Annotated in this window: 9 protein-coding genes; 3 read left to right on the forward strand and 6 right to left on the reverse strand. The window is 49.5% G+C overall.

The window, feature by feature from the left end; all coding sequences use genetic code 11:
• Nucleotides 1-72: 72 nt before the first annotated feature.
• The 3 genes from GJR95_RS08310 to corA all read right to left on the reverse strand — a co-directional run bounded on the left by GJR95_RS08310 (nt 73) and on the right by corA (nt 4,346).
• Nucleotides 73-651, reverse strand: a complete 579-nt coding sequence (locus GJR95_RS08310; protein ID WP_162385439.1) for a pseudouridine synthase — start codon at nt 649-651, stop codon at nt 73-75.
• A gap of 31 nt (nt 652-682) precedes the next feature.
• Nucleotides 683-3,166 carry a bifunctional UDP-N-acetylmuramoyl-tripeptide:D-alanyl-D-alanine ligase/alanine racemase gene (locus GJR95_RS08315; RefSeq protein ID WP_162385440.1) on the reverse strand — a complete coding sequence of 828 codons (2,484 nt, stop codon included), beginning with the start codon at nt 3,164-3,166 and terminating at the stop codon, nt 683-685.
• A gap of 97 nt (nt 3,167-3,263) precedes the next feature.
• Nucleotides 3,264-4,346 (reverse strand): magnesium/cobalt transporter CorA, encoded by a 1,083-nt coding sequence (corA, locus tag GJR95_RS08320; RefSeq protein ID WP_162385441.1) that lies wholly within the window; start codon nt 4,344-4,346, stop codon nt 3,264-3,266.
• Nucleotides 4,347-4,544: 198 nt separating this feature from the next.
• Here corA and GJR95_RS08325 point away from each other — a divergent pair, with 198 nt between their 5' ends.
• A complete protein-coding gene (locus GJR95_RS08325; protein WP_162385442.1) occupies nt 4,545-5,711 on the forward strand; it encodes a hypothetical protein in 1,167 nt (388 codons plus the stop codon).
• 368 nt (nt 5,712-6,079) lie between these two features.
• Nucleotides 6,080-7,174, forward strand: a complete 1,095-nt coding sequence (locus GJR95_RS08330; protein ID WP_162385443.1) for a GntR family transcriptional regulator — start codon at nt 6,080-6,082, stop codon at nt 7,172-7,174.
• Nucleotides 7,175-7,181: 7 nt separating this feature from the next.
• Here GJR95_RS08330 and GJR95_RS08335 read toward each other — a convergent pair whose 3' ends face one another.
• The 3 genes from GJR95_RS08335 to GJR95_RS08345 all read right to left on the reverse strand — a co-directional run bounded on the left by GJR95_RS08335 (nt 7,182) and on the right by GJR95_RS08345 (nt 13,376).
• Nucleotides 7,182-8,585 carry a glycoside hydrolase family 28 protein gene (locus GJR95_RS08335; RefSeq protein WP_162385444.1) on the reverse strand — a complete coding sequence of 468 codons (1,404 nt, stop codon included), beginning with the start codon at nt 8,583-8,585 and terminating at the stop codon, nt 7,182-7,184.
• Between the two features lie 91 nt (nt 8,586-8,676).
• Entirely contained in the window at nt 8,677-10,176 is a 1,500-nt protein-coding gene (locus GJR95_RS08340) for a RagB/SusD family nutrient uptake outer membrane protein (protein ID WP_162385445.1), read from the reverse strand.
• A gap of 14 nt (nt 10,177-10,190) precedes the next feature.
• The gene (locus GJR95_RS08345; RefSeq protein WP_162385446.1) at nt 10,191-13,376 is read right to left on the reverse strand and encodes a SusC/RagA family TonB-linked outer membrane protein; all 3,186 of its coding nucleotides are present in this window, start codon (nt 13,374-13,376) and stop codon (nt 10,191-10,193) included.
• Nucleotides 13,377-13,790: 414 nt separating this feature from the next.
• On the opposite strand from GJR95_RS08345, the gene GJR95_RS08350 reads away from it, so the two are divergent.
• On the forward strand, nt 13,791-13,934 hold the full coding sequence (locus GJR95_RS08350; RefSeq protein WP_162383924.1) for a hypothetical protein: 144 nt from the start codon (nt 13,791-13,793) through the stop codon (nt 13,932-13,934).
• Nucleotides 13,935-13,950: the final 16 nt, after the last annotated feature.

Below are 13,950 nucleotides of genomic sequence, written 5' to 3' on the forward strand. Positions count from 1 at the left end.
ACCAATATCAATGCACCTTAATTGCCTGTTTACCGATTCGTTATACTGCTTTGAGCCGTGCCGGTCACTTACTTATAAATGCAGTCCACGCAGAACCTCTGAGCGGCTCAGTTCCCTAACCTGACCGGGTATCATGCCTTCGGCCGTCAGATCGACAATGGCCCAGCGCACGAGCCGAAGCGTTGGAAAACCGACAGCCGCCGTCATTCGGCGTACCTGCCGATTCTTGCCCTCATGAAGTGCTATCGAAAGCCAGGATGTTGGAATAGTGGCCCGGTAGCGAATGGGTGGTGTTCGTTCGGGCAGATTAGGCCCTGCCAGCGACCTGGCCTCGGCAGGGAGCGTCTGATACGGTTTACCATCGACTGAAATGGTAATTCCTTCCGACAACTGCCAACAGGCTTCGTTGGTCAGCACACCCTCAACCTGTACATAATAGGTTCGGTTATGGCGAAATTTCGGGTTCAGTAATCGATGGTTGAGTTGTTTGTCGCTTGTCAGTAACAGCAATCCCTCACTATCGGCATCGAGTCTTCCCACCGGATAAACATCTTTTGGAAAATCATAATCCAGATCAGCCAGCGTAGGTTTATCACCTTCCCGGCTAAACTGGGAAAGCATCAGGTAGGGTTTATAGATGAGAAAGTACATAGCTAGTCAATAGAGCGACGGGCCCGCAAGGTCAGTTTCCTTCCTTGAAAAATACCCGTTTCACGCGTTCGCTCACGCCCGTAAGAATTTCGTAAGGAATTGTTCCCATCTGCTGGGCTAGTTCAGTGATCCGGATTTCGTTTCCGAAGATGATCACATCATCGCCTTCAGCGGCAGATGCTTTGGTCACATCGATCATGGTCATGTCCATGCAGATGCTACCGACTGTTGGACAGCGTGTTCCGTTGACCCACACGTGCCCGACACCATTGCCAAGTCGGCGATCGTAACCGTCGGCATACCCGATAGCGAGTGTAGCAATCCGGGCATCGTGATCCAATACGCCCCGGCGGCTATACCCAACCGACTCGCCCGCCGGTACTGTTTTGATCTGACTGATAACCGTGTGCAACGTGCCAACCGGCCGAACGGCATCTTTTTCAATCTGGCTTGACTCGACACCATACAGGCCAATGCCCAACCGAACCATATCGAGTCGGTATTCAGAGAATCGCACAATGCCCGCCGAATTCAGTAGGTGGCGCATTGGTCGATACCCCAGTCCGGCTTCAAGTGCGGCTGTAGCTCGTAAAAACGTTTCGTATTGCTGCTGCGAAAACGAGTTGAACTGCGCTTCATCGGCCCCTACCAGATGACTAAACACGGTCGCTATATGCAAATGGGGATAGTTTTTCAGATAGTCGACAACGATCGGTATTTCGTTTTCCAAAAAACCAAGCCGGTGCATTCCGGTGTCGATTTTAAGGTGAAAAAGACTGGGTGCAGGAATCGGCGTCTCTGGCTGTTCACTTCGTGCGACAAAATTGGCCCACTCCTGAAGCATCCGAATGCTGTAAATCTCTGGCTCCAGCTTATATTCGAGAAGTGTCGCGAAGGTTTCGGGAGCAGGATTCATCACCATGATCGGCAATTCAATTCCATTCTGGCGAAGCGACACACCTTCATCGGCATAGGCTACGGCCAGGTAATCGACGCGGTGAAACTGCAACAGTTGAGCCACTTCGGCGCTGCCACTGCCATAAGCAAATGCCTTCACCATCACCATGATTTTCGTATCGGACCCAACCTTTTCCCGGTAATAGTTCAGGTTATGCGTCAGTGCATCGAGATTGATTTCGAGCAGCGTTCCGTGCACTTTTCGTTGCAGTCGGTTTACGATCCGCTCAAAAGAGAAAGGCCGGGCACCCTTCACCAGAATATCGCTATCCCGTAAATTATTGACCGGGAATGTCGTCAGAAATTGATCGGTTGTGTCGAAGAAAACGCTATTATCGGCAAAAAAACGACGATTCCGGCTAACTACCGGACCAATCCCGATGAACTGATCGACGCTGTTTGCTTCAATCAGGCTGGCAACCTGTTCGTAGAGATCTTCTTCCTGTTGACCCGACTGGAGCACATCAGACAGAATTACGGCCCGATGCTTGCGGGTACTTTGCTGATGGAGAAAGCTGAGCGCGAGTTGCAGACCAGCCACATCGTTGTTATACGAATCGTCGATCAGCACGCAGTTATTAATCCCCTCTTTCAGTTCAAGTCGCATCGAAACGGGCCGGAGCCGGTTCAATCGACTTTGCAACGAATCGGCATCCAAAACCCGCAACGTCAGCATTGTTACGATGCAATGAATCAAATCTTCGACTGATGCCGGGTCAGTAAAAGGCAGTTTCAAGGTAAAGGTGCCCGATGGGCCACTGATCGATAGCTGATCCTGCTGCAAAGTAGCCTGATAAACAGCACTTTTGCCCGTCAATGACCAGGTAATGAACCGCATATGGGCATTAACCGCTTTGAGAAGCATGTTAACCTCTTCATCGATCTGGGTATAATCAGCGCAGTAGACCAGCGTACCGGAGTGAATGAACAGTCGAAGTTTCTCGGCAATTTTCTGCTTATGCGTTCGAAATCCTTCGTCATGGGCAGTGCCTATGTTGGTAAAGATGCCGATCGTGGGTCGTATGATTGCTTCCAGCGCCTGCATCTCGTGCGACTTCGAGATACCAGCTTCAAAGATTCCCAGCGTATGGCTCTCGTTGAGCTGATGGACCGATAGCGGGACGCCTAACTGTGAGTTATAACTTTTAGGGCTTTTGGCAACCACAAAGTCGTCGGCCAGTAACTGCGCCAGCCACTCTTTTACAATCGTTTTTCCATTGCTGCCCGTAATCCCAATAATTGGAATGCGAAACTGCCGCCGATGTTCAGATGCCAGCAGCTGCAACATCTGGAGACTGCTATCGGTCTCAATGAACTGAGCATCAGGATACGCCATAAATTCGCTCCGGCGATCGGGCGTCAGAGCTGCCCGCTCGACAACGAAATGCCTGATTCCTTTCTGATACAATTCACCAATGAAGTCGTGTGCATCGTGGTGTTCACCCTGAATGGCAAAAAAAACGGTATTACCCAACTGAGCCGCAGAAGCCTGTTCGCCAACCTGCCGGGAATCGGTAATCCACTGAAGATTATCTAATTGAAGTTCCTGAGTTGTCATAAATCCTCCCTGTAGACCCTAGCCGTTCAACAAATGAACGAGCATAAATTAGCGAATAGCCAATGTCTATAGTTGACTGGTTAATTAAATTCGGCCGTTACATCCAGCCACGTCGTCTGAAATAAATTACTTCGGCTATGGCCAAAGCTCCCATACTAAAAAGAACCCAAAAGTAGCCGGTTTTGGTGCGAAGTTCGGGCATATTCTCGAAGTTCATACCATAAATTCCGGCAATGAATGTGAGGGGAATAAAAATGGCCGACACGATTGTCAGCGTTTTCATGACTGAGTTCATTCGGTTGCTGACAATGGAATAATACACATCCATGAGCCCCGAAATAAGCTCGCGATAAGAATCGAGGGATTCAACAATCTGGTTAACATGGTCGGCCAGATCGCGCAGGTAAGGCAGCGTACTATGCTGAATCAGAGGTGATTCTTCGCGCAGCAGTACACCGATCATATCGCGTAGTGGGTAAACCGTCCGGCGGATAAAGGTCAGCTCGCGTTTCAGGGTATAGAGCACTGCCAGTGTTTGCTGATTGGCACGTTCCTTCACAATTTCCTCCTCCAGTTCATCCATTTTTTCGCCAATTCGTTCCGTGATCAGTAAGTAATGGTCTACGATCACATCCATCAGCGCATAGAGCAAATAGTCGGCACCGTTGCGCCGGGTCTTCCCCGACGAGGCTTTGATGCGGTCGATCACCGGCTGAAAAACGTCGTTTGTACGCTCTTCCTGAAACGAAATCAGGTAGTTTTTGCCCAGAATAAGACTTATATGTTCAACATCGATCTCCTGCCGCTGGCGGCTGTGGTGCAGCATCTTAAGCGTTACATACACCACCGTATCGTCATAGAGGTCAATTTTGGGCTTCTGCTCAGTGTTCATCACATCTTCGAGCAGTAAGGGGTGCAGATGATAAGACTGGCCAATGGTGGAAACGACCTTCTGCTCGTGAATACCATCGACGTTAAGCCAGTTGACGTAGGGTGAATGAGGATCGGGTAACCGGCATTCGCTTAATTTTTTGCCGTCATTCAGGTGATATTCGGTTGCATTATATTCGATTCGTTTGATTTTGGTCGCGTGTTCGATTTCTGCACCTACATAGGTGAGCGTACCGGGAGAAGTGCCAAGTGTTTTCTCGGCCGAGCGATAGCGTCGGTGTCTCGACATAGATGATCGGTTGAACCTGGTTTATAATGTTCGGATAAGATCCATGCAAGCCACCGGTAGCGCCACTTTTTGCACTGTCACGAGCCGGAAACGGTAAACCGAAAACCGACCTTCTAAACCAGCAGCTTATTTTATAGGTCAAAGATAAACCAACTACCGCGTGCATTGTCGAATGTTCAGAAAATCGTATTTTAGTCTATGTTTCGCCTTCTTCTACTCTTCGTTACAATAACTACAGTCCTAACCGCCTGTAGCAGTGGCCAGACAGCCTTTAGGCATGGCCATTTCGATCTGGCTGTCAAACAAGCCTCTCATCGGCTCAACGGCTGGCGCGGATTAACCAAACGGGGTTATACTATAGCACCACTGGTGCTGAAACAGGCATTTGCCCGTGCCTATGAAGAACACCAAACGGCCATCCGGAAATTGTCGTCTCCGGCCAACACCGATGCATTCCGTTGGGAAGTTGTTCATACAGAATACGAAAAGCTGCAAACCCTTACCGACAACGCCCGAACCTGCACTGCCTGTGCCGACTGGCTGGCGGCTTACCCGGTTTCGTATGCCGATCGTCAACTGGAAATCCGTCAACTGGCTGCTGGCGACCGCTACGACGTGGCTGAACAGGCTTTTGCCTACCGGGAAGACAATCGACAGGCGGCTAAAGATGCCTATGTCAATTATCAGAAAGCTCTGTCGTGGGTATCCGGCTTTCGGCAGGCCCACGCTAAAGCCGAAGATGCCCTTCCCTTCGCCATTCTGCGCGTTGTTGTTGAACCCTTATCACCTACTTCTGAAATCAGTCCAGGGGATAATCAGGAATTGCAGAATCTGATTTTTCGTCAGATTAACCCGACCGATGCGCCGTCCAAATTTGTGCGGCTCTACCACCCCGACGAATCGGCAGGCGATGGCTTTCCGATTCATCAGGCTGTACAGATGCAGGTTTCGAATTATCAGCCCTATAGCGATAACACATCATCATCGTCGACAACGGTATACAGCAGTCAGACCTACAAGGTGGGCGAAAAGAAAATCAATGACTCGACAAAGGTCGACATTATGGAAAAAGTAAGCGGCACGCTGACAACCTACCAACGAACAATCAGGGCCGAACTATCACTTCGCCTGCGAGCCATTGACACACAAACCGGACAAACACGCTGGGAAGATACCATCTGGGAAACCCGCGACTGGAAAACGGAGTGGCAAACGTTCAGTGGCGACGACCGTGCCCTGAATGGCCACTCGCTGGCCAGTGCCAGTCTATTTGCTCCCTCCCGCTGGTCGCTCTACGATAGTATGCGCGATGAACTGGCCGACGACGTTGTTCGACGATTACGCCAGAAGTACTCCAGCGATTAAGCAAACGCATTACCCGTACTGGCTAAGTCAGTCTATGACAAAGCTGCGTTAAAAACGCCTGTAAAGCAGCAGTTTAAACATTCGCTACTTAGAGCCAATTATTAGATAAATACAATTTTCAGCTACAATTTTTACGCAATAACTAGTAGGTCAAATGAGCCCAAATGTAACTACACCTATTTTTTTTACAACAATTTCCGGCAGTTATCCTTTTCTGGCAACGTTCCCGGCAACGATTGCATAAAAAAAGTCCGTCATATCTTTCGCTTTGTCCAGTATTCTTTGGAAGCTTATAGCTGCCTACTATTTATAGATTATATAGAATAGGCATAGTTCATCTTAGAATAATCACTAAAACCTCAAGGATTATGCTAGCTAAGTTTCCTTCTGATACGTACAGTCGGCGTCAGGCTTATGGTTTTATTGATGTTTACGCCAATTCAGCCTCTCCGCTCTATAAGCTTCAGTTTAACCCGAAAGACAAAACGCCCAAGTATAAACAGATTGTCCAATCAGTCATCACTGATATTGAACGGGGCGTATTGAAAAATAAGGAGCAACTCCCATCCATCAGCGAACTAAGTGCCGAGTATTATCTGGCTCGGGATACGGTCGAGAAGGCGTATCGGGAGCTTCGGGAACAGGGCTACATTACCTCTGTACAGGGAAAAGGCTACTATGTGCAAACGAGCACGACTGCCAAGCTGAAAATTCTGCTCATTTTCAACAAGTTAAGCTCGTATAAAAAAATCATTTATTATGCTTTCCTGAAAGCACTCGGCGATAAAGCGACCGTCGATCTTCAGATTCACCATTATAGCGCATATCACTTTCAGGAAATCATCGAGAAGAATCTGGGCAAATACAATTATTATGTTGTGATGCCGCATTTTACGCAGGATCTCGACAAAGCAGATTACATGCAGGTCCTCGAAACGATTCCTTCCCATGAACTGGTCCTGCTTGATAAGGATGTACTTGAGTTGTCGGGAACTCCGCTGAGCGTCTATCAGAACTTTGACAAGGACATTTGCGGAGCGCTGGAGAATGCCCAGGATCTGCTGCATAAATACAAACGCATGGTGCTTATCCTGCCAAGCGATGGGAACTATCCCGTTGAAATTGCACACGGGTTTCGCTCGTTCTGTATCAATTTCAACAAAGAATTCAGCATCAAGGAACACGCTACCGACGAGCATCTTGATGCGGGCACAGCTTACGTAGTCATTGAAGAAACGGATCTCTCGGAACTGGTCAAAAAAGTCAGGCGAACCAATTACTCGCTGGGTCGCGAAATCGGGGTTATATCCTTCAATGAAACAACGCTGAAAGAATTGCTAAATATAACCGTCGTTACAACCGATTTTGAAGCAATGGGCTTTACTGCGGCCTCCCTACTCCTTGATAATAAACACATTAAAGTCAAAAACCCGTTCTACATGATCCGGCGCGGATCGCTCTGAAATACAGTTAAAAGCTAACTCCCGAGCTGTTTTTGATGCCTACAGGGCTGCTGTCTTTGGCGGTGATGTGTACATTTTCGAGTTTCCAGCTTTGGGCATAATTGATTTCACCGGCCGTTGCCGCCGAAATCGACACGTTTTTCAGCGCGAAATTTTCCAGCAATGATTCGGCAAGTCCTGCCGCCATAATGCCTCGTTTCGCATCGGTTACAGTCAGATCAGAAATGTTGATCCTCCGAAAGTGGGGTATCCCCTTGCTGGCTGGCTCTACTTTGTGGAGCATCGCTTTCCAGTGAGGAGGTAACGTTGCTTCGGTATAGCCTTCGGGCAGCGTCGAATAACTATAGCTCGGGTTCCAGTTCATCGTTACCTCAACCGGTACACCCACCCCATCCATCGAAATTCGTTCCAGATAAATATCCTCTACCGTTCCGCCACGGGTCATAGCTGACTTCAGCCGAATGCCAACGCCCGTTCCTTTGGCCTTCAGATTCCGGGCAAGTACATGTCGTATACTGCCCGACGTTTCGCTCCCGAAGGTAATGAGCCCACCGCCCGCTCCGGATATGCAGTCGCGAATGACCACGTATTCTGTTGGCCGATTGACGCGGAGACCATCCCAGTCGCGACCTGCTTTGAGACAAAAATTATCGTCGTTGCAGTCAATATCGCAGTTTTGGACCAGAATGTAGGTTGATGAGTCGATATCGACGCCATCCGTGCTGGGTCCGTGACCACCTATGTTATTACGAATGATCAGACCATCGGCTGTTACGTGATTGGAGTACAAAATATGCACTGTCCAGAAACCCGCCTGCTGCAATGTAATGCCCTTGAGGGTGATGTTCGATGAGTTTGAAACGAGCACGGTTCGGGGCCGTTTGCAGTCATAGTCAACAATCCAGCGTAACCCTTTCTTCTCATACTCTTTTCGCATGGCCCAGTAGCTATCCCAGAAAACCCGCCCCTGCGCATTGACCGTCCCTTCCCCGACAATGGCTACGTTTGTCTGGTCGATAACATTGATCAGTGCGGCAGGCCATCGCATTTCAATGCCAGCCACGCGGGTATCAATTTCCGGATAATCGGCCAGAGACTGGCTTCCCAGCAATTCCACGCCCTTGTCGAGTCGTAACGTAACATTCATTTTGAGGAACAGCGAACCCGTTACATACTGCCCTGATTTAAAGGTGACTACTCCTCCCCCTTTGGCTGCACAGGCATCGATGGTGGCCTGAATTGCTTTCGTTTCGAGCGTTTTCCCATCGCCTACTGCGCCATAGTCTTCAGTTTTAAACACCGTCTTTTGGGTAGGTATCGTTTGCGCTCCAACCTGCTTCACCCAGGGCAGTGGCTCCGGTGCAGTCAGACTGTTCGACAGCAAAATCAAGAGCGAAAAGAAGAGGATCATGGGTTATAGTTGGTCATTTAACAAATGAAAAGTTGGTAATTGGGTAGACTGTCTACTGATGTAGACCTTTACCCAATTACCAACTTCACGCTTAATAGCCCGCGTTCTGCGTATATAAACCAGGTTTTGTGTCCAGTTCAGCCTGTGGCACCGGATAGATGATATAGTTTTTCTGGAATGGCTGCATCTGTTTCTGGGTATCTTCGGCCGCAATCCAGGCCGTTATGATTGCTTCAATCTGGCCGCTTCGGACCAGATCATGCCAGCGGGACCCTTCGCCAACAAACTCCTTCCGGCGCTCCTGCAACAGCTGCGACAAGGTCACATTGGTGATGGCAGGCAAACCCGCCCGAACCCGTACCTGATTGACAATGGCATCCACATCGGCCTGCGTGCCGCCCGTCGCTCCCCGTAAAATACACTCAGCCTTTAGCATCAGTATGTCCGTATAGCGATAGACAATGAAGTTGATAGGCCAGTCGAGTCGGTTATTGGTCGGTACCTTGGTCAGATCAACGTATTTCTTGACAAACGACCGGGTTTCAGCCACGCCATTGTAGGTATAACCCGATTGAATGGTAAATGCTTTCCGTGTATCAGCAGTCGCGTAAGCATTCAGCAAATCGACCGATACCGGGCGAATCGTTAGCCCGCCCTGAGTTGCTTTCCCGTTAGACTGAAACCAGGTATCGGGCACCAGAACCCAGGGAAACGTGCCCCCTACTACCGGAGTAAGCCCATTGGCATACTGTACATCAAAAATAACCTCAGCGTTATTTTCATTCGTGAACGAGAAAATGTTGGTGAAAGGCGTAATGAATGAAAACTTACCACTCGCAATGATTTCATTCAGCACCGTTAACGCCTGCGACCATTCGTTCAGGCCCAGGCCAGGCCCTTCAATATCGTAGGTGGGTCCCGAACGGGTCATATACACCAGCGCCAGAGCCGCTTTGGCAGCATACTTCGTTGCCCGGCCTTTGTCGGCAGCGGCATAGGTTTCGGGCAGATTCGTTGCCGCAAAAGTCAGGTCCGACAGAATGAGCGTGTATACATCCTTTACGGGACTCCGTGGAATCGACAGGGCTTCGTTGGCCGTAACGGGATGATCGATAATGGGCACCTTACCGAAAAAACGTACCAGATCGAAGTAGAAAAACGCCCGTAAGAATTTAGCTTCGGCCTCCAGTCGGGTTTTCAGGCTAACATCCGTAATCAGCTTTCCATTTTTCTGCAATTGATCCAGCAGCACATTCGCCCGGTAGATTCCATTGAAATTGGTCGACCAGGCTTCCGATACATAAACATTACCCGCGATACTTTTCTGGAAACTATTGATGCCTTCCCAGTCGCGAACGCCCCCATCCGAAACGGCGTATAGGTTGTCGGAGCGGGTTTCGGAGAGATTCAGTTGCCGATCCGGATAGCCTCTCAGATCGCTGTAGATGGCGTTACTGGCCTGCAAAAAATCGTTAGTCTGCGAATAAAACGTCGATGTCGTAGCCGATGAGATCGGCACCTGATTCAAATCGCCGGTACAGGAGGCCAGCACGGCCAGAAGCGCTACTATATATAATGCTGTATTTTTCATGGTTTTAAGGCTGGTTAGAACGTTACATTCAATCCGAAAACAAGGGAGCGGGGAAGCGGCAAACCACCGTAATCGCCCGCTTCAGGGAACGACGAACTTCCACTCAAATCGGTGTTGGAAGCCTCAGGATTAAAGCCGCCTTTGTATTTATCGAACCCAAAAAAGTTTTCGGCTGTCACGTAGATACGGGCACCCTGGAGCTGGGGCAATTTCACGATCGTTTTCAGATCGTAACCCAGCGTGATGTTGCGAACCCGCACGTAGTCAGACGAATACAGCCAGTCGGTATTTTTGATCCGGCCAAATGTCGAATAGGCTTTACTAACAATACCCGCTCCTGGGTTCTCGGCAGAGCGCCACCGATCGCGGTAGGTACCGAGCGCATTGTCGGTGAAACCCTGTCCGGTGCGACCCAATGCCCGACCCAGCAATGAATAGATAGAACCTCCATTCTGACCCTGTACCAGTACCGACAGGTCGAAGCCTTTGTAACGGAAATTATTCGTAATCCCCCAGACGTAATTGGGATTGGGATGACCAACAATAACCCGGTCATTCGCATCAATTACGCCATCGCCGTTAGCATCGAAATATTTCGGATCGCCCGCCGTTTCTGATCCAAATACGGCGGCTTTGCCATCAATGTCCTGCTGCGACAGAATGCCGATCTGTCTTACCACATAGATGCTATAAAGCGGTTCACCAACGCGCAACAGCGAGTGCGACACATCGAACGACGATGGAATCAGAATCTGCTCCTGCCCTCCCGCCAGCGCTTCCACTTTGTTGGCATTATGGCTCAGATTCAACGAAGTATTCCATTTAAAATCACCGGTCGTGTTGCGGCTGTTCAGTTCAAATTCCCAGCCCTGATTACGAACGCTACCCGCATTGCTTAAATAGGACGAGAAACCCGTTGCGCCCGGAATCGGAACATTCAGCAATAACCCCTTATTCAGCTTATTATAGATGTCGAACGAAAAGCTCAGGCGGCTATTGAGCACCGTCGCATCGAGGCCAAAGTCAACTGTTTCGGAGGTTTCCCAGGTAAGGTCGGGGTTTGTCACTCCGCTGGGAGCCTGACCAATGGCATTCGCGCCGTTAAAGGTATAGTTAGCCGTAGCCAGGGTTGGTAATGTGCTGTAATCGCCAATGTTGTAATTACCCGCCGTTCCGAAACTGGCCCGTAACTTCAGGTCGTTGATCGGCGTGATGCCTTTCATGAACGACTCCTCTGAAATCCGCCAGCCCAACGACGCTGATGGGAAAAGCCCCCAGCGCGTATTCGATCCGAACCGGGACGATCCATCGCGCCGGATACTGGCGGAGAGCAGATATTTCTCCGAGTAATTGTATTGAACACGGCCAAAATACGATATCAGGACATTTCGCGACTCATTCGTATTGCCTGTTACCCCATTGGCCGCATTGAGCGTGGTAATGACATTGCTGCTGAATCCACCGTTCGAATTGAGGGCTACCGATTCCAGTTTACCGGAGTTGTAGGAGAAACCACCCAGCAGGGAAAGGTTGTGTCGATTCTGGAATGTGGTAGCATACGACAGGGTATTCTCGTTAACGAACGTCCGTTTCCGGTAGCTGCTATACGAACCACTGGTTAACGTCGTGAGCTGGGCCAGTCTCGTGGCTAGTGTACTCGCAATTAAATATGGATTATAGGATTTCGAACTGTTATCGGTATTGTCCAGATTCACCGATGTCCGGAACGACAAGCCGTTAAGAATCTGGTAGTCAGCAAATACTGAACCCAGCGTCCGGAAGCGTTTGGTTTCGCCGATTACATTCTGGAGTTTGCCAATTGGGCTATTTGTCGATACGCTCCAGCGGTATTGTCCATTGTTGCCTACGTTGGGATAAATGCCCATCGTATCTTCCTGCACGGGTGTCATACTGACCAGCTGGTGCAGAATGTTGTCTTTCCCCTCTACTCCAGGATCATTGTTAATCGAATACGTTGGCGACAAATTAAGACCCAGCTTGAGTTTGCTGGTGGCATTCACCTCCACATTTGCCCGCGCCGAATAAGCCGTGTAGTTGGTGTTGATAATCATACCCTGCTGATTGGCGTAGTTGCCCGAAACATAATACCGCACCTTGTCGGTACCGCCACTAGCCGAAATCTGGTGATTTTGCACAAATCCTTTTCGGAAAGCCTGATCCTGCCAGTCAATGTAGTTGAGGCCGGGATGTCCTGGCTGCGCCCAGCGATCATCGGTCATGAAGCTCGTATTTACCTGGCCCACTGGCAGACCCAGAATGACCCGACGCTGTTCGTTGGTCTGTGTCGCCGTTCGGCCTGTTCCCGACGCTACCCACTGGGCGTTAATCATTTCGGTCGACCGGTCGACCCATTCGTCGGCGCTGAGCATGTCTAATTTGCGGGTCCGCTCCATAAAACCCGCGTAGGTATTGATCGTGATGCTGGCCTTGCCCTGCTTCCCGCGTTTGGTTGTGATCAGCACCACGCCATTGGCCGCTCTTGAGCCATAAATAGCGGCAGAGGCCGCATCTTTCAGTACCTGAATCGACTCAATATCATTGGGGTTGATGTTATCCAGCGGGTTTCCGGAACTAAAGTTACCGGCCGAGTTAGGGGCTGCGGTTGCCAGTGGGAAACCGTCGATCACATAGAGGGGTTCGTTGCCCGCCGTAATCGAACCGCTACCGCGCACCTGAATACTAAAGCCTTTGCCCAGACCACCACTCGTTTGCTTGACCTGCACACCCGCCATCTGCCCGACGAGTGCCTGATCGACCCGTAGGATGGGCCGTTGCTCGATCGTTTTCGTATCGAATGAAGCGACAGCACCTGTAACGTCCGCTTTTCGGGCCGTACCGTAACCGATCACGACGACTTCGTTAAGCGACCGGTTGTCGGGCTCCAGCTTTACCGATATTACGCCCTGATTTCCTACAACCACCTCCTGGGTGATATAGCCAATGAACGAAAAAGTCAATGTAGATGAACCAGCACTCGATAAGCGAAGCGTATATTCTCCTTTGGCATTGGTAACGGCTCCGCTACTCGCCCCTTTCTGCACCACGTTGACACCCGGAATTCCTTCATTTCTGTCGGAAGAGGTAACAACTCCAGTGATGACCTGGGCCATGACGCCCCCGCTCATCAGTAATGTAACGGTTAGCAACAGTAGCCTGGCTAACTGAGTAAATTTCAGCATGAGGTCAGAATTAATTTAGTTAGTGTATCAGTTAGGTTATACGGCCGTAGTACTAAGGACTACTCCAATACAAAGTTGCTTGACACCATCCGCCTGACACTCCCGCACCCTCCTGCTTAAACTATTTTTATTTTATATTGTAATTATTGACAGATCTGCGGCCTTTAGCTTCATGTCACCTCTATTTACAGGCGCGGGGCAGGTTCACTTTTATTGCGACTACCTACTGATTGACTCTGCGTATTACTCCCCAATACACGAATCGGAGCCGTAGTGAATTATAACTAATTTTATCACTTACCTTTTCTATAGAATTATCTGAATGACCACAATAAGGTTAACAATAAGATAATATAGCTCAGTAAATCAATCCTATACCTTTGTCAGAATTCAACTTTAAGCCTCTTTTCTGCCTTGCGTCACTGGATACTCGAACTGATGAATCTGTTGGCAGGGAATAGCCGTTATGTCAGCTATTCTTCACGTCAACAGGCTGTATTTGCCCTCATCCTGCTATTCGTCCTGATCACACCCGCGTTGCTGTACTGGTTGCTCTGATCCGCCGTCAGTTCGG

This window comes from Spirosoma endbachense (assembly GCF_010233585.1).
In the GTDB taxonomy this organism is placed as follows: domain Bacteria; phylum Bacteroidota; class Bacteroidia; order Cytophagales; family Spirosomataceae; genus Spirosoma; species Spirosoma endbachense.

What these genes read in the sequence shown, in the direction of transcription:
- GJR95_RS08310 (WP_162385439.1), bottom strand. Translation starts at nt 651, where the DNA reads ATGTACTTTCTCATCTATAAACCCTACCTGATGCTTTCCCAGTTTAGC.
- GJR95_RS08325 (WP_162385442.1), top strand. Translation starts at nt 4,545, where the DNA reads ATGTTTCGCCTTCTTCTACTCTTCGTTACAATAACTACAGTCCTAACC.
- GJR95_RS08315 (WP_162385440.1), bottom strand. Translation starts at nt 3,166, where the DNA reads ATGACAACTCAGGAACTTCAATTAGATAATCTTCAGTGGATTACCGAT.
- GJR95_RS08340 (WP_162385445.1), bottom strand. Translation starts at nt 10,176, where the DNA reads ATGAAAAATACAGCATTATATATAGTAGCGCTTCTGGCCGTGCTGGCC.
- GJR95_RS08345 (WP_162385446.1), bottom strand. Translation starts at nt 13,376, where the DNA reads ATGCTGAAATTTACTCAGTTAGCCAGGCTACTGTTGCTAACCGTTACA.
- GJR95_RS08330 (WP_162385443.1), top strand. Translation starts at nt 6,080, where the DNA reads ATGCTAGCTAAGTTTCCTTCTGATACGTACAGTCGGCGTCAGGCTTAT.
- corA (WP_162385441.1), bottom strand. Translation starts at nt 4,346, where the DNA reads ATGTCGAGACACCGACGCTATCGCTCGGCCGAGAAAACACTTGGCACT.
- GJR95_RS08335 (WP_162385444.1), bottom strand. Translation starts at nt 8,585, where the DNA reads ATGATCCTCTTCTTTTCGCTCTTGATTTTGCTGTCGAACAGTCTGACT.